We start from the raw sequence: 17737 nt of genomic DNA, 5'->3' as shown, positions 1-17737 counted from the left end.
TGATTTTAATTGACTATAAATTTAATCCACTATAAAGATAGGGAAAAAGGTCGTCTGAAACCCAAATTTGAGGTTTCAGACGACCTTTTTTACTGCATTGCGTTCAACTTTAAATGTTGTGTCAACCGATTCAAACCAAGCCCAGCTTTTTCAGCAGCGCGACGCTGCCTGCGTCCACAAGCCTGAAGGTTTCGTCAAAGTCGCCGGTGTACCACGGGTCGGGGACGTGGCGGTAGCCGCTTTCGGGGATGAGGTCGGTGAGTTTGAAGATTTTGTCGGGGTGTTTGCCGAACATTTTTTCCAGTTCAGCAAGGTTGTTGTCGTCCATGGCGATGATGAAGTCGAATTCATCAAAATCTTCGGAACGCACTTTGCTGCTGGTAAAACCTTGATGGTCGATGCCGTGGGCGGCGAGGGTTTTGCGCGTGCCTTGGTGCATGTTTTCGCCGTCGTGCCAGCCGGATGTGCCTGCGCTGTCGGTGCGGATGCGGTGGGATACGCCTGCTTCGCGGGCGCGGTGGCGCAGGACGTATTCCGCCATGGGGGAGCGGCAAATGTTGCCGAGGCAGACGAAGAGTACGGAATGGTTTTTCATAGGCGGTTTAGGCGTGTTCGGAGAAGAATGGGTTGTGTCCGTCCAGGGACAGGGACTGCGCGTAGGTCGGCAGGTCGGCATTTTCCGGCAAAACGTCGTGCAGGATGCGGATATGCTCGACGCGGCATTCCGCCATCAGGTCGAGGAAGTTGTGTTGGATGACGGCGATGTTGTCGGAAGATGAAAGGTTCCACACGAACACTTGCGGGACGACTTCAAACGCGCTGTCGGTCGCGTTGAAACCGAACAGAATCTGCCCGCCCGCCCTTGCGGCAATGACGACGCCGACGCGCGGACTCTGCATACGGATGGCGCGGATGGCGTTGGTGGCGAACACGTCCATCGCCATGCGCTGACGGGTGTGGCTGCCGTCGGTCAGGGCTTGGAGCGGGGTGTTCGGAGACAGCGGATTGGTGAAGAGGGTAACGCCGGCGGCGGCAAGGCTTTCCTGCCAAACCTGCATCAGCGGCAGGCCTGCCTGTTGCAGGTTGACACCCAAGGCGGTTTGCAGGTTTTTGTCGCCGTAGCCCAAGGCGTACACGACGTGGACAGACTGTCCTTCGGGGCAGATCAGCGGTTTGTCTTCAAAGGTTTGCAGGAACGCAGCGGCGGATTCGCTGTTTTGTTTCGCGTTCCACCACTGTTCGGGCGTGATGCCGCTTAGGTCGTCTGAATGGGCGAGGAAGGGCAGCCATTGGGTGTTTTGCGTTAAGGCGCGCAAGTGGGGATAGTTGGACAGGCAGGCGGTCAGTGCTTCGGTAGGCAGCGTCAGGGGCAGCGTGCGCTCTTGTTTGCAGCCGACGACGATGACGACGGGCAGGGCAAACCATTGGGCTTCGTCGTCGTTTTCGGCGGACAACACTTGGTTGATGCTTTGCATCAGCGCGTTGTAGGTCTCTACATCGGGTGCCATGGTCATGGCGACAGACAAGTTGACGTAGTAGTTTTGATGGAGCTGGCTGCGGATTTCGGTTTGCAACTGTCCCACAGCAATCTTGCGAGTTGCAGCGGTCGTGCCGTGTGCGAGCAGGGAGGCGTTTATCAGTAAATGGTTTTTAACCGGAGTCTGCGGATAAGGGCGTGTGTCGGGTAGGATGAAGGTGTTCATATGGATATAAATCGGTGGTTGTCCGGACAGCTCGGATTATAACAATATCAGGATACGGATTGGGAAAAGGTCGTCTGAAAACGACGCTTCGGCAGCGTTCAAACAAATATCGCAAGCTGCCTCAAACCATTTTGACGTTTTCAGACGACCCTTTTTCTAATCTTTTTTGTTTTCTTCTTTTGCCCAGTGTTCCCTTACTCGCGCTTTACCGTCCGCGTCCAAACGGCGGTAAAGGTTGATGACTTCGTCGGCGGAGGTGGTGTTTTCCGGCTGCGCCGCGCCGAACAGAGAGCGCACATAATCATCCGCCGGATGGTTTTGAATATCCTGCGGCGTATCGACCTGCACCAGCCTGCCTTGGTGCATCACGCCGATGCGGCAGGCGAGCTTGGCGGCTTCGCTCATGTCGTGGGTAACGAAAACGATGGTGGTGCCGAGTTTTTTGTGTATCAGGGAAACCGTTTCCTGAAGGGAAGCGCGGGCGAGCGGGTCGAGGGCGGAAAAGGGTTCGTCCATCAACAAGATGTCGGGTTTGGCGGCGATGGCGCGCAGGATGCCGATGCGTTGCTGTTCGCCGCCGGAGAGTTCGTGCGGATAGCGGTTTAGGTAGGTTTCGGGCGGCATGCCGACCAGCTCGAGCAGTTCGTTCACGCGCGATGTGCGTTTCGGTTTGTCCCAGCCCAAAATGTCGGGCATCAGTTCGATATTCTGCCGCACGGTCATAGTGGGGAACAGGGCGATTTGTTGCAGCACATAGCCGATGCGGTGGCGCAGCCCGCGGATGTCGTAATCTTTGATACGCCTGCCGTTGAAATAAACATCGCCGTCGGTCGGCTCGGTCAGCGCGTTAATCATACGCAGCGTAGTGGATTTGCCACTGCCCGAACCGCCCACCAACACGAAAAACTCGCCTTGATAAATGGTCAGATTCAGTTCGTTCACGGCGGTGTGGTTGTCGTAGCGTTTGCTGACGTTTTTGAATTCGATTAAGGGAGTATGTTCAGGCTGCATCATAAATATCCTTTGCAACTTCGACAAAACGGCGCGGCTCGCGTTCCAAAAACTTTGGCAGGTCGTCTGAAACGGCGGCGGATTAGGCATTCATATTCAATAACTGATGACAATCATCGTACTGCCGTCTTTGTTGTGGTAATACGCGCCCGCATTGCCCCAGGCAAATTGACGGCATTTGCCGGATGACGATGCTTTAATGGAACAAGGGGAATCGCCCAGCTGTTTATCCAGCCATCGATCAAACTGTTTTCTGCGTTGCAATTCGCGCTCCTCCGACCATGCTGCCCAGCTATTGTCCTCGCCTATCGGGCAGAAGAATATGGATAAGCGCTCCAGCCGCTGCTGCTCGAATCGAGCGGTAAGGGTGTATTGTTCGGACTGTTTGGTAAATGACAAACTGAAAAATGTTATTCCCGCTTGCAGATGATTCGGGCTGGATTTTGGGAAGCATGCAATCCAGTCATCAAGCGTGGTGCGTGCGCCAATAATGTTGCCGTCCGGCAGGATGATGCTGCCGTTTTCAGGGTTTATCTTCATCGGTTTGAATTTCCAAATATAGTTTTCAGACGACCTGAAACCATGTCCGTTTTATAACGCCTTTAAGCCGCAAGATTTTTCATTTCACCAACAACCGTCCTTGTCTCGCCAAATTCAAAGTCGCCAGCAACAGCAGCATCACCAAGCCGGAGCCTGTGGTGGCGAGGAAATAGCCTAAAAACAGTAAACGCTGTTCGGCAATCAAATGGAAACCGCAGCCCGTCATTGCCGCCAAACCGAACGAGAAACCCCAAAAGCTGGGGCTGAATCCTTGCTCCAGCATCCAAGGCAGAAGGCGCAGCAGCAACAGGAATTGCAGGCAGCCGTAGCCGATTAGAAGCAGCGAGAAGGTATCGATGTGTCCGCCTGATGCAGCAAAATAGGCGCCGCAGCCGACAAAAGCGGGCGCAAGCTGAATGCCGACAATACCGCGCACAGGGGCGTTGACGGGTGTGCCGGTGCGCAAACGGCTCAATATGGCGGCTTCCAAGCTAAGCCATGAAAACAGTCCCGCGCCCAAAAACAGCCAAGCGTAATCGGGCAAACCCAATGCCGCCATTGCGGTCGCGCTGACAAAATTGGTGGCAACGGTGGGCAGGTAAACAATCGGCGTGGTGGCATCAAGGGTATGGACGCCGCGCCACAAGCCGCCTGCGCGGTACATGGCAAATGCCAACTGCCCCGCCGTTCCCAGCAAAATCAACCCTTTTGCCGGTAGCGTTTGGTAGGGTAAGGCTGCCAAACCTGCCAGCATCGTGGTAATCGGAATCGCGCTGATGAAACAGCATTGCACCAAATCCTGCAAATCCTGCAAAAATTCGGGGCAGAAAAAACGGATTTTGATGATGTAGGCAATGACCAGCAGCAGCCAAAGCACGAAGGCGGCGGCTAACAGCGTTTCCGCAGCCCAATGCGGCAAAAGCCCGATACGCGCGCCGTAACGCCAAGACAAACCGAGCGCGAAAAGCCCCAACGGCATGCTGAAATAGCTGAGGGGGACGGGAAATTTTCGGGTACTCATGACAATGTGTGTTTTAAGGAAAGGCGGTAGTATAGCCGATTCAAATCGGTAAATGCAGCTTGGGTTGAATCATAATAAAGACGCCAAATCTGTCCGGAGTATCGGATTTCAGCATGAGCCGTATTGGGCATTGATATTCGGATGTTTGAGTTTATAAATGTGGTTTTCAGACGACCTTTTCAGATTTCGAGGTCGTCTGAAAAATATTTCAAACAGGTTTGCGGAAGGTGATGCAGTAAAAGCGGTTGCTCCACAGCAGCCGCGTTTTCTTTTCCTGAACGGTTTCGGGAATGCAGTTTTCAATTTGTGTCAGATCGAAATCGGTGTCTTGGAAATAGCTCCGCGTGAATAGGCTTTTTTTGTATTGTTGTTGGATGAAATCGGTGGTTTCGTCTGCGATCATGATTTTGGTGCCGGGCTTGGCAACACGCAGCATTTCGTTGATGGCTTTTTGCTTGTCGCTGAAAAAATTGATGCCGCCCACATGGAATACGACGTCGAACATATTGTCGGCAAAGGGTAAATCTTCGGCGTTGCAGTGTACCAAGTCCAAGCCCGCCGCTTTTTTCCGCCATACGTTGCGGCAGCGTGCCAACATGCCGAGCGACAGGTCGGCGCCGGTCAAGTCCAGCGCGGAGAGGTCGATGTTGGCGGGCAGGTGGTTTAAATCGACACCTGTGCCGATGGAGACATAGAGCGCGGTGCAGTCCTGCCGCCATTCCAGTTCATCCATCAGGCTGCGCCGCATTTTGTTGATGCTGTTGCCGTATCTGAGGCGTGCTATCCAGCGTTCGCCGAAATCGTACCAACGGGCGAGGCGGTTGTACATGTTCATGTATTTGGCGTTGTCGCCCGTGACGTTGTCGGAGTCGAGGCACAACAGGATGTCGTCTTGTTCGGGCTGAAGCGGGTTTTGCAGGGCGGGTTTGAGTTTTTGGATGAGCTTGGCGGAAGGCATGGTGCTTCTCCTGTTGAGGGTTGAGCGATGCGTATCTCGAGTCGGGATTCGGTAAAATCGTTAAAGCATTAGATTCATCTATCTAATTTATCCGGCGGTGTCGTCTGAAGCTTGATTGAATGCGGAACAGGCGATTTTAGGGTGGCTGCGCCGTTGTTATGTTGATTGAAATAAAGGCCGTCTAAAATCGTGTTTCAAACGGCCTTTTGACATAGTTTAAGACAAGAGGGGATTAGAACTTGCTTTTGATGTCGTCAATCAGGTTTTCGGCTTTTTCTTTTGCCTCGTCAACCAAATGTCCTGCTTCTTCTTTGCCTTTTTTCAATACGTCGCTTGCTTTTTCCTCAATGTCGGCGGCAACTTCTTTGACTTTGCCGATGCCTTGTTGGATTACGCCTTCTGCTTGGAGTTTGGAGTCGTTTAACAGTTCTCCGGCTTTTTCTTTTACATTACCGCTGATTTGGTCTAATTTGCCGCTCATGATTCATTTCCTTGATGTTTATATTGATCGAGGACCCACTATAGTCTAATCAACAGCTTATTGCAACTTGAGGGGTCGTCTGAAAATCTGTTTCAACAAAATGAAAACCGTTTTTCAGACGACCTGAATTATTTGCCCTTATCGTTTATCAAACCGTTTTTCTGCAAATAATCCCGCGCTACGTCCGCCGGTTTTTCTCCGCCCACTTTCACGCGGTAGTTCATTTCAGTCATTTCGGCTTCGCTGATTTTGCCTGCCAGTTTGTTCAATGCGTTCACGACGTCGGGATGCTGTTCGGCAAACTCGGTTTTCATCAGCGGCGCGCCTTGGTAGGAGGGGAAAAGGGCGATGTCGTCTGAAAGGACGGCGAGGCGGTATTGTTTGAGGTCGCTGTCGGTGGAATAGGCTTCGACGAGGTCGATTTTGCCGTTTAGCAGGGCGGTGTAGCGCAGGGCGGGTTCGAGCGTAGAGAGGTGGCGAAACTGTATGCCGTGTTGTTGCAAACCTTTGTAGCCGTCGGCGCGGTCGGTAAATTCGAGGGTAAAGCCGGCGCGGATTTGGTTTTGCACGCGTTTGAGGTCGGATATTTTGTGCAGATTGTGCGCGGCGGCGTAGTCCTGGCTGACGGCGAGGGCGTAGGTGTTTTGGTATGCCATTGGCGGCAGAAAGGTCAGCCGGTGTTGTCGGGCAAGCAGATCTTTGGCAGCTTGGTAGGTCTGTTCGGGCGAAAGGCGGCGGTTTTGCTGTTCGGCAGGGACTTTGACCAGACTTTCAAGGACGGTACCGGTAAATTCGGGGTAGATGTCGATTTCGCCGCTGTTTAAGGCGTTGAACAAGAATGAAGTTTTGCCGAAATTGGGTTTGAGCGCCACCTGCGTGCGCGGATTATTTTCTTCAATCAACTGTTTGTACATATTGATGAGGATGTCGGGTTCGCTGCCGAGCTTGCCTGCGATGGTGATTTTTTGTGCGGATGAGTTCGCTTGAAAAATCGGTGCAAGTCCGATGGCGATAAGGATGGCAAGTAGGACGGCGGTAATTGGCATTTTGTGTTTCGACTTTTGCAGTATGCCGATGCCGCCGCTGACCAGTACGGCAAGCAGGGCGGACAGCAACGCGCCGGTAAACGTCATCGCCATGTTGTTTCGGTCGATGCCGAGCAAAATCAGGTTGCCCAAGCCACCCGCGCCGATAAGCGCGGCGAGTGTTGCCGTGCCGATAATCAATACGGACGCGGTGCGGATGCCGGAAATCATGGCGGGCAGCGCCATCGGCAATTCAATGCGCCACAACGCCTGCCAACGGGATAAGCCGAACGCGGTGTGCGCTTCTTTGATGGCGGGATCGATTTGGCTCAAACCGAGATAGGTGTTTTGAAAAATCGGCAACAGGGCGTAGAGCGTCAGCGCAATCAAAACCGGCGGAGAACCGATGCCGACGAAGGGAATCAGCAAGCCGAGCAGCGCGAGGGACGGGATAGTTTGCAGGATATTGGTTACCTGCAAAACGCCTTCCGCCCAACGCCGTTTGTCCGCCAGCCACACGGCGAGCGGCACGGCCAGCGCAACGGCGCAAAGCAGGGCAATCAGGGAGAGGCGGAGGTGTTCAAGCGTCGCCTGCCACAGTTCGGCGGGCGGGACAGGGAGGAAATCGGGCATAAAGAATTGTCGGAATTGAAAATATTTCCGACAGTATAGCCTAAGGGGCAAAGAAGAGAAAAAGGTCGTCTGAAAATCCGTTTTCAGACGACCTTTGCTTATGGAAAATGCCTTACATCACATCCAACACGTCAATGCCCAGCAAATCCAAGCCTTGTTTCAGCGTGTCGCCGGTGAGCTTCGCCAGTTGCAGGCGGCTGTTGCGGGTTGCGCCTTCGGCTTTGAGTATCGGACAGGCTTCGTAGAAGCGGCTGAACAGGGTGGCGGTTTGGTAGAGGTAGGCGGCGAGGTAGTGCGGATACGCCGTGTCCGCCACGCTTTGCAGCACGTCTTCGAATTTCAGAAGCTCGGCGGCAAGCTGTTTTTCCAGCGGTTCGGTCAAAACGGTGGGCGCGGTTGCATCCCATTCGCCGACTTTGCGGAATACGCTTTGCACGCGGGTGTAGGCGTATTGCAGGTAGGGGGCGGTGTTGCCTTCAAACGAGAGCATGGCGTCCCAGTCGAACACATAATCGCTGGTGCGGTTTTTGCTCAAATCGGCGTATTTGACTGCGCCGATGCCGACGGTTTTGCCGATTTTAGCGGCTTCGTCCGCACCCAATTCGGGATTTTTCTCTTTCACCAAAGCGGTGGCGCGCTCGACGGCTTCGGTCAGCAGGTCAACCAGTTTTACGGTGTCGCCGCTGCGCGTTTTGAATGGTTTGCCGTCTTTGCCCATCATGGTGCCGAAGCCGATAAACTCGGCTTTTACATCTTCCGGCAGATAGCCTGCTTTGCGGGAAGTGGTGAAAAGTTGTTCGAAGTGCAGGGCTTGGCGGTGGTCGACGACGTAGAGCAGGCGGTCGGCTTTCAGACGGCCTATGCGGTAGCGCAGGCACGCCAAATCGGTGGAGGCGTAAAGGAAGCCGCCGCCTTGTTTTTGCACGATAAATGCGGCGGGTTCGCCTTCTTTGTTTTTAAACTCGTCCAAGAACACGACTTTCGCGCCGTCGTCTTCGACTGCCAGACCTTTTTGAACCAAATCATCGACCACGGGCTGCAAATCGTCGTTGTATTTTGATTCGCCCGCCACGTCTTCGGGGCGCAGCTTCAAGCCCAGCGTGTCGTAAACGGCTTGGGCATGCGAGAGCGAAATATCGACAAACTGTTTCCATAACGCCAACACGGTTTCATCTCCGCCTTGCAGCTTCACAACGTATTCGCGCGCGGTGTCGGCAAAGGCAGGGTCTTCGTCAAAGCGCACTTTGGCGGCGCGGTAAAACTGCTCCAAATCCGCCAGCTCGAACGCGGCATTGTCTTTTTGCTGCTCAACCAAATAAGCGACCAACATGCCGAACTGCGTACCCCAGTCGCCGACGTGGTTTTGGCGGATGACGGTGTTGCCCATAAATTCCAACACGCGCGAAATGCTGTCGCCGATGATGCTGGAACGCAGATGGCCGACGTGCATCTCTTTTGCCAGATTGGGCGAGGAATAGTCGATAACGACGGTTTGCGGTTTGTCGGTTTTCGCTATGCCGAAACGTGCGTCGTTCAACGCCGCATGAATGTTCTGGGCGAGAAATTCGGGGCGAAGGCGCAGGTTGATGAAGCCGGGGCCGGCCACTTCCGCGCTTTCAATCACGTCATTGCCCGCCAATGCTTCGGCAACCTTTTGCGCCAATTCGCGCGGATTTTGTTTGGCTTTTTTCGCCGCTCCCATCACGCCGTTGATTTGGAAATCGCCGTGTTCGGCGTTTTTGGTCGGCTGCAAAACAACGGGGCTGTCGGCGATGCCTGCGGCGGCAAAGGCGGCGGCGGCTTCGCGTTCGACGGTTTGATGTAGGTTCATGAAGTTCGGTCTCTCGGTTAAATTCAAATCAGGCGGTATTTTAAAAGAATTTGGGGTGTTGAAACAGAGCTAAGGTGAAAGGTCGTCTGAAAACCTTGGATTTGGGTTTTCAGACGACCTTTTGCATGAAGTTGGTTCTGCTCGGTTTTGATTGCTACGCAGCCATTATTTTGCTTCTTTGGAGGAGCTGTTGCGGGCGGCTTTGCCGTTGTCGGGTTTTGTTTGTTTTTGAGTTTTGCGGTTGTTTACCGCATCCAACCACTCTTCGCGTTCGGCTTTTATTTTGGCTGCAACTTCTTCCACCATCGTTTTCGGCGGCGCTGCCGCTGCCGCTTGCGCCTGTTGCTGGTATTTCTGCCAGTAATCCCAGCCGAACCATCCGCCGGCGGAAAGCAGGGCGATGACAGGGATAATCAGCAAGAGCTTGGAAAAGGTTTTTTTATACGGTTCGGGTTCGGTGTCGAAAAAGTCGAATTCATCGACACAGTCAAGGGAGAAGCAGATATTTTCGGCTTCGTCGCGTCCGCGTCTGCCTTTGACGATGTCGAATGAGACGCGTTGGCCTTCGGCAGGCGGACGTGTCAGTGTGGTAAAGGCGGAAAGCGGGGCGAACACTTCTGTACCCATGCTTTCTTCGCGGATGGCTCCAAATTGGCGGTTGTCATTCCAGCGTGTAATCGTACCGTAATAGCGCATAGTTTTATGTAATTTGAATAGTTGTTGTTTGGGTTGTATTTTAAACGAAATCTGTAAAGGAACAAGGGGAGCGGTTGATATTTAAATGTAAATTCTATGACATCGGGAACGGCAGGTTTCAGACGACCCCTGTCAGGCCGGCATGATTCGATAGGGAGAGTGATGTTTTAAACAAAAAAAGGAAACATATCGTTTCCCTTTTCTGTTATTCAATAACGTAACCTTCTTTGTCCCAATTTGTCTTTTTCACTATTTGGTCGTTGGCGTAAACCGTTTCGGACTTTTTGGCTCCGTCGTCATACCATTCCAAGACAACGCCGTTGCGTTTGCCGTTGGTAATGGTAATTTCAGAAAGGGCGCGACCGTTTTCGTCCCAACTCATGATTTCGGTCGGTTTGTCGTTGACCATGGTCATTTCGGTTTTCGGGCTGCCGTTGGGATACCATTGCTTCCAGTAGCCGTTTGCCTTGTCGTGTTTGAACTGGATTTCGCTTTCTTTCGTGCCGTTGCGGTAATAGCGTGAGCCGATGCCTTCGCTCAAGCCGTTCAGATAGGGCATGACCGCCGATTTTTTACCGTTGGGGTACCAGTTGGTCCATTCGCCGTTCGGCTTGCCGTTGCGGTAGCTGCCGATCATTTTCTTTTGCCCGTTGAAATGCCAGAGTGTCAAAGTACCGTTGTTGAGGACGGGAACGAAGGTTTTAATCTGTGCCGCCGGTATTTCATACGGGTCGGAATATTTTTTCATGGACGGATAGTAAAAGTCCTGCACTTGCGCTACGCCGGATTCGACGGTGTATTGGCGGACGTAAGCTACCGATGACATTGTGGCGGTAATTTTGCCGTTTTGATTGAAATAAACGGAGTGGGTTTGTGCCGAAGCTTGAAGCGACGCGCCAAGCAGGATGCAGGCGGTCAGGCTGTTTGTCCAAAAGTGGTTCATTGTCTGATTGTTCCGATGTGGCGGAGATATAAATAATAGGTATTTAGTTGAGTCGTCAAGTCGATAATATTTGAATAAAGCATATTCCGGCTGTTATTCGTCATTATAATCCATCAGGTCATGCGGGTTAAATATAATATTTTTATGAATGCTTGTTGAAATACAGACAATAAATATAAGAAATGGTTCCGATTGGAATATTGATTTTGTGTGTAGGGAGGTCGTCTGAAAACAGATTAAACGGATATGTTCAACGTTAATAATATAGTGGATTAACTTTAAACCAGGACGGCGTTGCCTTGCCGTACTATCTGTACTGTCTGCGGCTTTTCCGCCTTGTCCTGATTTAAATTTAATCCACTATAATGGTTTGGGGCGAGCGCAATCATGAAAATACGGCTGAAAACCTATATGCAGAAGATTTTCGGCCGTATCAAAATCAGCAAGGGATTATTCCAATCCCAACAATTGCTCGCGGGTCAGCAAGAATACGAATCCGTCGCCGCCGCTGGTTTCCAGCCAAGTAAACGGCAGTTCGGGATAGGCGGCTTCCAATACGTCGCGGTTGTGTCCGATTTCGACCAGCAATACGCCTTTGGGATTGAGGTATTTGGCTGCGTGCAGCAGGATTTGGCGGGTGGCGTCCAAACCGTCTTCGCCGCTGCCCAAGGCGAGTTCGGGTTCGTGCAGGTATTCGTCGGGCAGCATATCGACCGATTCGGCATCGACATAGGGCGGGTTGGAAACGATCAGGTCGTATGTGCTTTCCAAACCTTCGAACAAATCGGTGTGGATCAGGTTGATGCGCTCTTCCAATCCATAATCTTCGATGTTGATGGCGGCTACTTCCAGCGCATCCAAACTCAAATCGACGGCGTCAATTTCAGCGGCGGGGTAGTGGTGTGCCATTTGGATGGCGAGGCAGCCGCTGCCGGTACACAAATCTAATGCGCGGTGAACCAATTCGGGGTGTTCTATCCAAGGGGTAAGGTTGTCGCCGAGCAGTTCGTAAATAAACGAACGCGGTACGATGACGCGTTCGTCAACATAAAAATCGAAATCGCCTTGCCATGCCTGATGGGTGAGGTAGGCAGCGGGGATGTGTTCGACTGCACGGCGTTCCAGTACTGCCAACACTTCTTCTTTCTCGCTTTGCAGCAGCTTGGCGTCAAGGTAAGGCTCCAAAGTGTCCAGCGGCAGGTTGAGGGTGTGCAGGATGAGGTAGGAGGCTTCGTCGTGCGCGTTGTCCGAGCCATGCCCGAAAAACAAACCGGCATCGTTGAAACGGCTGACGGCGAAACGCAGGATGTCGCGGACGGTGGTCAATTCTTGGGCTGCTTGGGTAAACATATCGCACTCTCAAATAATGTAAATTAATGTTTGCATTATAACAGCAAGGTCGTCTGAAAACGGTGTTTGCTTGAATATAACGTTTTCAGACGACCTCGATAAGCATGGTTTAATCTCAATCCACCCCGCGGGCGCGGTTTTCATGGAATTGTGCCTGCCAATCGGCAAATTTTCCTTGCTCGATGGCTTCGCGCATTTCTGCCATGATGACTTGGTAGAAATGCAGGTTGTGGATGGTGTTGAGCTGTGCGCCCAAGATTTCGCCGGCACGGTGCAGGTGGTGCAGGTAGGCGCGGCTGAAGTTTTGGCAGGCGTAGCATGTGCAGCTTTCGTCTATCGGGCGCTTGTCTAGCTTGTGTTTGGCGTTTTTGATTTTCAAATCGCCGAAACGGGTGAACAGCCAGCCGTTGCGCGCATTGCGGGTGGGCATGACGCAGTCGAACATGTCCACGCCGTGCGCCACGCCGTAAACGAGGTCTTCGGGTGTGCCGACGCCCATCAGGTAATGCGGTTTATGTTCGGGCAGCATCGGTCCGACGGCGCGCAACATGCGGTACATTTCGGGTTTGGGTTCGCCGACGGACAGCCCGCCGATGGCGAGGCCGGGGAAGTCGAATTGTTCCAAGCCGCGCAGCGATTCTTCGCGCAAATCTTCATACATCGCGCCTTGCACGATGCCGAATAGGGCATTCGGGTTCTTCAAATCTTCAAAGGCTTCTTTGCTGCGTTCTGCCCAACGCAGGCTCATTTGCAGGGATTTTTGTGCCTGCTCGTGCGTTGCTTCGCCCGGTGTGCATTCGTCCAACTGCATCACGATGTCGGAATTGAGCACGGTTTGGATTTTCATGGAGATTTCGGGCGAGAGGAAGAGTCTGTCGCCGTTGATCGGGCTTTGGAAGGTACAGCCTTCTTCAGTGAGTTTGCGCATATCGGAGAGCGAAAAAACCTGAAAACCGCCCGAGTCGGTCAAGATGGGTTTGTTCCAGCCGATAAAGTCGTGCAGGCCGCCGAATTGTTCGATGACTTCCAAACCGGGACGCAGCCATAAATGGTAAGTGTTGCCCAAAATAATTTGTGCCTTGATGTCGTGCAGGTTTTGCGGATTCATCGCCTTAACCGAGCCGTAAGTGCCGACCGGCATAAATACGGGCGTTTCGATTTTGCCGTGGTTCAGTTCCAGCGTGCCGCGTCGGGCATGACCGTCTTTTTTATGTAAGGTAAATTTGAGCATAGGTTGTATCTATAAATGTAGAAAACGGCTTGCGAAGCCGCCGTGCAGTCAAACGATTGAGGTAAAAATGCGATTATAAAGGATTTTCATCGCAATAGCGGTGTTTGAATATTTCAGACGACCTTATTCGTATCGAGATGTTCACTGTTGAAAATGTTTCAAAAAAATCACAATGTTCCGACAATGTCGTCTGAAACCTCATTTTCATGCTTGCCATCGCGTCAAAGTATCGTCTATAATCCCAACCCTGTTAAACAGGCACGTAGCTCAGTTGGTTAGAGCACCACCTTGACATGGTGGGGGTCGTTGGTTCGAATCCAATCGTGCCTACCAAATTTCCCAAACGGCATTTATGCCGTTATTTTTTAATGTTTTGGAGCTTTTTTGATGTTGAACATTACCTTGCCGGACGGCTCAGTCCGCCAGTACGAATCGCCCGTTACCGTGGCACAGATTGCCGCGTCTATCGGAGCAGGTTTGGCGAAGGCGACGGTGGCGGGTAAGGTAAACGGCAAATTGGTCGATGCGTGCGATCCGATTACCGAAGATTCAACCGTCCAAATCATTACCCCGAAAGACCAAGAAGGCGTTGAAATCATCCGCCACTCTTGCGCCCACCTTGTCGGTCACGCAGTCAAGCAGCTCTATCCTAATGCAAAAATGGTTATCGGCCCCGTCATTGAAGAGGGCTTTTATTACGATATCGCTACGGAAAAACCGTTTACGCCTGAAGATGTTGCTGCTATCGAAGCGCGCATGAAAGAGTTGATTGCTCAGGATTATGATGTAATCAAAATCATGACTCCGCGAGCCGAAACCATCAAAATTTTCCAAGATCGTGGCGAAGAATATAAACTGCGCCTGATTGAAGATATGCCCGAAGTTGACGCAATGGGTATGTATCATCACCAGGAATATGTTGATATGTGCCGCGGTCCGCACGTTCCGAACACCCGCTTCCTGAAAAATTTCAAGCTGACCAAGCTGGCAGGTGCATACTGGCGTGGCGACAGCAATAATGAAATGCTGCAACGTGTTTATGGCACCGCTTGGGCGACAAAAGACGAATTAAAAGCCTATATCCAACGCATTGAAGAAGCAGAAAAACGCGACCACCGCAAATTGGGCAAGCAACTGGATTTGTTCCACTTGCAAGACGAAGCACCGGGTATGGTGTTTTGGCATCCTAAAGGTTGGGCTTTGTGGCAGACTATTGAGCAGCATATGCGTAAAGAGCTGAATGCCGCCGGTTACAAGGAAGTCAAAACCCCCCAAATCATGGATAAAACCTTTTGGGAAAAATCCGGTCACTGGGATAACTACAAAGACAATATGTTCGTAACCAGTTCGGAAAAGCGCGAATATGCGGTTAAACCGATGAACTGCCCGGGACATGTTCAGATTTTTAATAACGGTCTGCGTTCGTACCGCGATTTGCCGATGCGTTTGGCAGAATTTGGTTCTTGCCATCGCAACGAGCCGAGTGGCGCACTGCATGGACTGATGCGTGTCCGCGGTTTTGTACAAGACGATGCGCATATTTTCTGTACCGAAGATCAAATCGTCAGCGAAGCGCGGGCATTCAATGAATTGCTGGTTCGTATTTACAAGCAATTCGGTTTCCATGATGTGTCCGTCAAACTTTCACTACGTCCTGAGAAGCGCGCCGGTTCAGACGACGTATGGGATAAGGCAGAACAAGGTTTGCGCGAAGCATTGACTGCTTGCGGCGTGGAATGGGACGAATTGCCGGGTGAAGGTGCGTTCTACGGACCTAAAATCGAATATCACGTCAAAGACGCATTGGGACGTTCTTGGCAGTGTGGTACGCTGCAGCTGGATTTTGTGTTGCCGGAACGCTTGGATGCCGAATATGTAACCGAAAATAATGACCGCGCCCGTCCGGTAATGTTGCACCGCGCCATTTTGGGTTCTTTGGAACGATTTATCGGTATTTTGATTGAAAACCATGCAGGTTCTTTCCCATTGTGGTTGGCGCCGGTTCAAATGGTGATTATGAATATCACCGAAAATCAAGCGGATTACTGCCGTGAAGTGGCTGCCAAATTGCAGGCTGCAGGCTTCCGTGTAGAGCTGGATTTGCGTAACGAAAAAATCGGTTACAAAATCCGTGATAACAGCCAATACCGCTTCCCTTATCAAATCGTTGTCGGCGATAAAGAGAAGCAAGAAAACAAAGTGGCCGTGCGCCGCAAAGCAGAAGACTTGGGTTCTTTAGATTTGGATGATTTCATTGCACAACTGCAACAAGAAATCGCGGATGCCCTCGTCAACCATTAATTTTTATAGGAGTATTCATCATCGCTCAAGAACGCGAAGCACGAATCAATGGCGAAATTACCGCCAAAGAAGTGCGTTTAATCAGTGAGTCAGGCGAACAGCTTGGTGTCGTATCGGTTCGTGAAGCTTTGGCTATGGCCGAAGAGCAGGATGTGGATTTGGTAGAGATTTCCCCTACTGCCAAACCACCCGTATGCAAACTGATGGATTACGGTAAATATAAATACCAACAAGCCAAGAAACGCGACGAAGCCAAGAAAAACCAGAAGCAGGTACAAATTAAGGAAATTAAATTCCGTCCGGGTACCGATGAAGGCGATTATCAAATCAAAATGCGTAACATCAACCGCTTCTTGGCTGACGGCGATAAAGTCAAAGTAACGCTTCGTTTCCGAGGACGTGAAATGGCTCACCAGCAACTCGGGGCGCAACTTTTAGAGCGCGTGAAAGAGGATTTGGCGGAAGTGGCTCAAATCGAATCCTTCCCTAAAATGGAAGGCCGTCAAATGGTGATGATGATTGCACCGAAGAAAAAATAAAGCTATAATTCTCAGCTTACTCCGATTGCCGCTTCGGAGTAAGCTTTTGATTGGCGGCAAAAACCGTGGCATTTTGGGTTCAAGTGTTTGAAACCCATGTTTTAAAACCCCCTGATGCCTTATCTAATAACGAATGGAGTTTTCCCATGCCTAAAATGAAAACCAAGTCTAGCGCGAAAAAACGCTTCAAAGTACTGGGTAACGGCGGTGTAAAACGCGCTCATGCGTTCAAACGCCACATCTTGACTAAAAAGACCACTAAAAACAAACGCCAACTGCGCGGTACCTCTATGGTAAACGATCGTGATTTGGCTTCTGTTGCTAAAATGTTACCCTACGCTTAAGGAGTTTAGAATATGCCACGCGTAAAACGCGGTGTAACCGCTCGTGCCCGTCACCAAAAAATCTTCGCGTTAGCCAAAGGTTACCGCGGTCGTCGTAAAAACGTATACCGCGTTGCTAAACAAGCGGTAATGAAAGCCGGTCAATACGCATACCGTGACCGTCGTCAACGCAAACGCCAATTCCGTCAATTGTGGATTGTCCGTATCAATGCAGGTGCCCGTGAAAACGGTCTGTCTTACAGCAAATTCATGAACGGTCTGAAACGCGCCTCTATCGAAATCGACCGCAAAGTATTGGCTGATCTGGCTGTGTTCGATAAAGCCGCTTTTGCACAATTGGTTGAGAAAGCCAAAGCTGCTTTGGCTGCTTAATCCAAAAAAATTTGAAAAGGAAGCTACGGCTTCCTTTTTTCTTTGTTTGAAGAAAGTCTATGTGATTGATTTTCTTTCTTTAAAGCCTATTTTTTTGAATTGATTTGCGCTAAAATACGCCGATTCTATCAAACGGATTGGCCGTAAACGATAAAAGGTCGTCTGAAAAGTTTGGCAATACCAAACCATACAGGCGACCTCATTGTTTCAGACGACCCATCATCAACCGACAGACGATAAACCACTATGGAAAATGTAAACCGTATCGTTGCAGAAGGTATTGCCGCAGTAGAAGCCGCGCAAGACTTCAACGCTCTAGAACAAATCAAAGCCCGTTATCTTGGTAAAACCGGCGAGTTGACCGGACTTCTGAAAACCTTAGGTCAAATGTCGCCTGAAGAGCGCAAAACCATAGGTGCGCATATCAATGAGTGCAAAAACCAGTTTCAGACGGCCTTTAACAATAAACGCGATGCCCTCAACGAAGCCAAACTTCAAGCCCAGCTTGCCGCCGAAGCACTCGATATTACCCTGCCCGGACGCGCGCAGGAAAATGGCGGTCTTCATCCCGTAACTCTGACCTTGCAGCGCGTGGTCGAACTCTTTCACGGCATGGGTTTTGAAGTGGCAGACGGCCCGGAAATCGAAGACGATTTCCACAACTTCCAAGCACTGAATATCCCTGCAAACCACCCGGCACGCGCCATGCAGGATACGTTCTACGTTGAAAACGGCGATGTTTTGCGCACGCACACTTC

At 51.2% G+C, this 17737-nt stretch carries 17 protein-coding genes, 1 tRNA gene and 1 pseudogene; 6 read left to right on the top strand and 13 right to left on the bottom strand.

Features of this window, described 5'->3' with window-relative positions; genetic code table 11:
* Positions 1–130: 130 nt before the first annotated feature.
* From HMPREF3050_RS11840 to tgt, 13 genes are all read right to left on the bottom strand, one after another.
* Positions 131–595 carry a low molecular weight protein-tyrosine-phosphatase gene (locus HMPREF3050_RS11840; RefSeq protein WP_070774925.1) on the bottom strand — a complete coding sequence of 155 codons (465 nt, stop codon included), beginning with the start codon at positions 593–595 and terminating at the stop codon, positions 131–133.
* 7 nt (positions 596–602) lie between these two features.
* On the bottom strand, positions 603–1703 hold the full coding sequence (locus HMPREF3050_RS11835) for a conjugal transfer protein (protein WP_070774924.1): 1101 nt from the start codon (positions 1701–1703) through the stop codon (positions 603–605).
* A gap of 156 nt (positions 1704–1859) precedes the next feature.
* Entirely contained in the window at positions 1860–2717 is an 858-nt protein-coding gene (locus HMPREF3050_RS11830) for an ABC transporter ATP-binding protein (protein ID WP_094113404.1), read from the bottom strand.
* Positions 2718–2810: 93 nt separating this feature from the next.
* Positions 2811–3254, bottom strand: coding sequence for a hypothetical protein (locus HMPREF3050_RS11825; RefSeq protein WP_070774923.1), 444 nt, complete (start codon positions 3252–3254; stop codon positions 2811–2813).
* 79 nt (positions 3255–3333) lie between these two features.
* Entirely contained in the window at positions 3334–4275 is a 942-nt protein-coding gene (gene tehA, locus HMPREF3050_RS11820; protein WP_070774922.1) for a dicarboxylate transporter/tellurite-resistance protein TehA, read from the bottom strand.
* 208 nt (positions 4276–4483) lie between these two features.
* Complete coding sequence (locus tag HMPREF3050_RS11815; protein ID WP_070774921.1) at positions 4484–5233, bottom strand: class I SAM-dependent methyltransferase; 750 nt, start codon at positions 5231–5233, stop codon at positions 4484–4486.
* Between the two features lie 232 nt (positions 5234–5465).
* Positions 5466–5714: a CsbD family protein gene (locus HMPREF3050_RS11810; RefSeq protein ID WP_003763541.1), complete on the bottom strand. Its 249-nt coding sequence runs from the start codon at positions 5712–5714 to the stop codon at positions 5466–5468.
* Positions 5715–5842: 128 nt separating this feature from the next.
* Positions 5843–7372: an ABC transporter permease/substrate-binding protein gene (locus tag HMPREF3050_RS11805; protein ID WP_070774920.1), complete on the bottom strand. Its 1530-nt coding sequence runs from the start codon at positions 7370–7372 to the stop codon at positions 5843–5845.
* Between the two features lie 112 nt (positions 7373–7484).
* A complete protein-coding gene (gene argS / locus HMPREF3050_RS11800; protein WP_070774919.1) occupies positions 7485–9203 on the bottom strand; it encodes an arginine--tRNA ligase in 1719 nt (572 codons plus the stop codon).
* Between the two features lie 165 nt (positions 9204–9368).
* Positions 9369–9899 (bottom strand): cold-shock protein, encoded by a 531-nt coding sequence (locus HMPREF3050_RS11795; RefSeq protein ID WP_070774918.1) that lies wholly within the window; start codon positions 9897–9899, stop codon positions 9369–9371.
* 205 nt (positions 9900–10104) lie between these two features.
* Positions 10105–10842 (bottom strand): toxin-antitoxin system YwqK family antitoxin, encoded by a 738-nt coding sequence (locus HMPREF3050_RS11790; protein WP_070774917.1) that lies wholly within the window; start codon positions 10840–10842, stop codon positions 10105–10107.
* Between the two features lie 450 nt (positions 10843–11292).
* Positions 11293–12192 (bottom strand): 50S ribosomal protein L3 N(5)-glutamine methyltransferase, encoded by a 900-nt coding sequence (gene prmB, locus HMPREF3050_RS11785; RefSeq protein WP_070774916.1) that lies wholly within the window; start codon positions 12190–12192, stop codon positions 11293–11295.
* Between the two features lie 115 nt (positions 12193–12307).
* Positions 12308–13423: a tRNA guanosine(34) transglycosylase Tgt gene (tgt, locus tag HMPREF3050_RS11780; protein ID WP_070774915.1), complete on the bottom strand. Its 1116-nt coding sequence runs from the start codon at positions 13421–13423 to the stop codon at positions 12308–12310.
* Between the two features lie 256 nt (positions 13424–13679).
* On the opposite strand from tgt, the gene HMPREF3050_RS11775 reads away from it, so the two are divergent.
* The 6 genes and pseudogenes from HMPREF3050_RS11775 to HMPREF3050_RS11750 form a co-directional block, all read left to right on the top strand.
* Positions 13680–13756 (top strand) — tRNA-Val (locus HMPREF3050_RS11775).
* A gap of 54 nt (positions 13757–13810) precedes the next feature.
* Positions 13811–15724: a threonine--tRNA ligase gene (gene thrS, locus HMPREF3050_RS11770; RefSeq protein WP_070774914.1), complete on the top strand. Its 1914-nt coding sequence runs from the start codon at positions 13811–13813 to the stop codon at positions 15722–15724.
* Positions 15725–15741: 17 nt separating this feature from the next.
* Positions 15742–16263, top strand: a complete 522-nt coding sequence (infC, locus tag HMPREF3050_RS11765; protein ID WP_074895063.1) for a translation initiation factor IF-3 — start codon at positions 15742–15744, stop codon at positions 16261–16263.
* 146 nt (positions 16264–16409) lie between these two features.
* The gene (gene rpmI, locus HMPREF3050_RS11760) at positions 16410–16607 is read left to right on the top strand and encodes a 50S ribosomal protein L35 (RefSeq protein WP_002232040.1); all 198 of its coding nucleotides are present in this window, start codon (positions 16410–16412) and stop codon (positions 16605–16607) included.
* 12 nt (positions 16608–16619) lie between these two features.
* Positions 16620–16979 (top strand): 50S ribosomal protein L20, encoded by a 360-nt coding sequence (rplT, locus tag HMPREF3050_RS11755; protein ID WP_002214103.1) that lies wholly within the window; start codon positions 16620–16622, stop codon positions 16977–16979.
* Positions 16980–17225: 246 nt separating this feature from the next.
* Positions 17226–17737 (top strand): annotated as a pseudogene (locus tag HMPREF3050_RS11750) (phenylalanine--tRNA ligase subunit alpha); the annotation flags it as partial.

Source organism: Neisseria sp. HMSC065D04, from assembly GCF_001815675.1.
GTDB lineage: Bacteria > Pseudomonadota > Gammaproteobacteria > Burkholderiales > Neisseriaceae > Neisseria.
This window is presented reverse-complemented; position numbering and strand designations above follow the sequence as displayed.

What these genes read in the sequence shown, in the direction of transcription:
- argS (WP_070774919.1), bottom strand. Translation starts at nt 9,203, where the DNA reads ATGAACCTACATCAAACCGTCGAACGCGAAGCCGCCGCCGCCTTTGCC.
- HMPREF3050_RS11795 (WP_070774918.1), bottom strand. Translation starts at nt 9,899, where the DNA reads ATGCGCTATTACGGTACGATTACACGCTGGAATGACAACCGCCAATTT.
- HMPREF3050_RS11790 (WP_070774917.1), bottom strand. Translation starts at nt 10,842, where the DNA reads ATGAACCACTTTTGGACAAACAGCCTGACCGCCTGCATCCTGCTTGGC.
- HMPREF3050_RS11835 (WP_070774924.1), bottom strand. Translation starts at nt 1,703, where the DNA reads ATGAACACCTTCATCCTACCCGACACACGCCCTTATCCGCAGACTCCG.
- thrS (WP_070774914.1), top strand. Translation starts at nt 13,811, where the DNA reads ATGTTGAACATTACCTTGCCGGACGGCTCAGTCCGCCAGTACGAATCG.
- HMPREF3050_RS11825 (WP_070774923.1), bottom strand. Translation starts at nt 3,254, where the DNA reads ATGAAGATAAACCCTGAAAACGGCAGCATCATCCTGCCGGACGGCAAC.
- HMPREF3050_RS11815 (WP_070774921.1), bottom strand. Translation starts at nt 5,233, where the DNA reads ATGCCTTCCGCCAAGCTCATCCAAAAACTCAAACCCGCCCTGCAAAAC.
- HMPREF3050_RS11805 (WP_070774920.1), bottom strand. Translation starts at nt 7,372, where the DNA reads ATGCCCGATTTCCTCCCTGTCCCGCCCGCCGAACTGTGGCAGGCGACG.
- tehA (WP_070774922.1), bottom strand. Translation starts at nt 4,275, where the DNA reads ATGAGTACCCGAAAATTTCCCGTCCCCCTCAGCTATTTCAGCATGCCG.
- HMPREF3050_RS11810 (WP_003763541.1), bottom strand. Translation starts at nt 5,714, where the DNA reads ATGAGCGGCAAATTAGACCAAATCAGCGGTAATGTAAAAGAAAAAGCC.
- HMPREF3050_RS11840 (WP_070774925.1), bottom strand. Translation starts at nt 595, where the DNA reads ATGAAAAACCATTCCGTACTCTTCGTCTGCCTCGGCAACATTTGCCGC.
- rplT (WP_002214103.1), top strand. Translation starts at nt 16,620, where the DNA reads ATGCCACGCGTAAAACGCGGTGTAACCGCTCGTGCCCGTCACCAAAAA.
- rpmI (WP_002232040.1), top strand. Translation starts at nt 16,410, where the DNA reads ATGCCTAAAATGAAAACCAAGTCTAGCGCGAAAAAACGCTTCAAAGTA.
- HMPREF3050_RS11830 (WP_094113404.1), bottom strand. Translation starts at nt 2,717, where the DNA reads ATGATGCAGCCTGAACATACTCCCTTAATCGAATTCAAAAACGTCAGC.
- tgt (WP_070774915.1), bottom strand. Translation starts at nt 13,423, where the DNA reads ATGCTCAAATTTACCTTACATAAAAAAGACGGTCATGCCCGACGCGGC.
- prmB (WP_070774916.1), bottom strand. Translation starts at nt 12,192, where the DNA reads ATGTTTACCCAAGCAGCCCAAGAATTGACCACCGTCCGCGACATCCTG.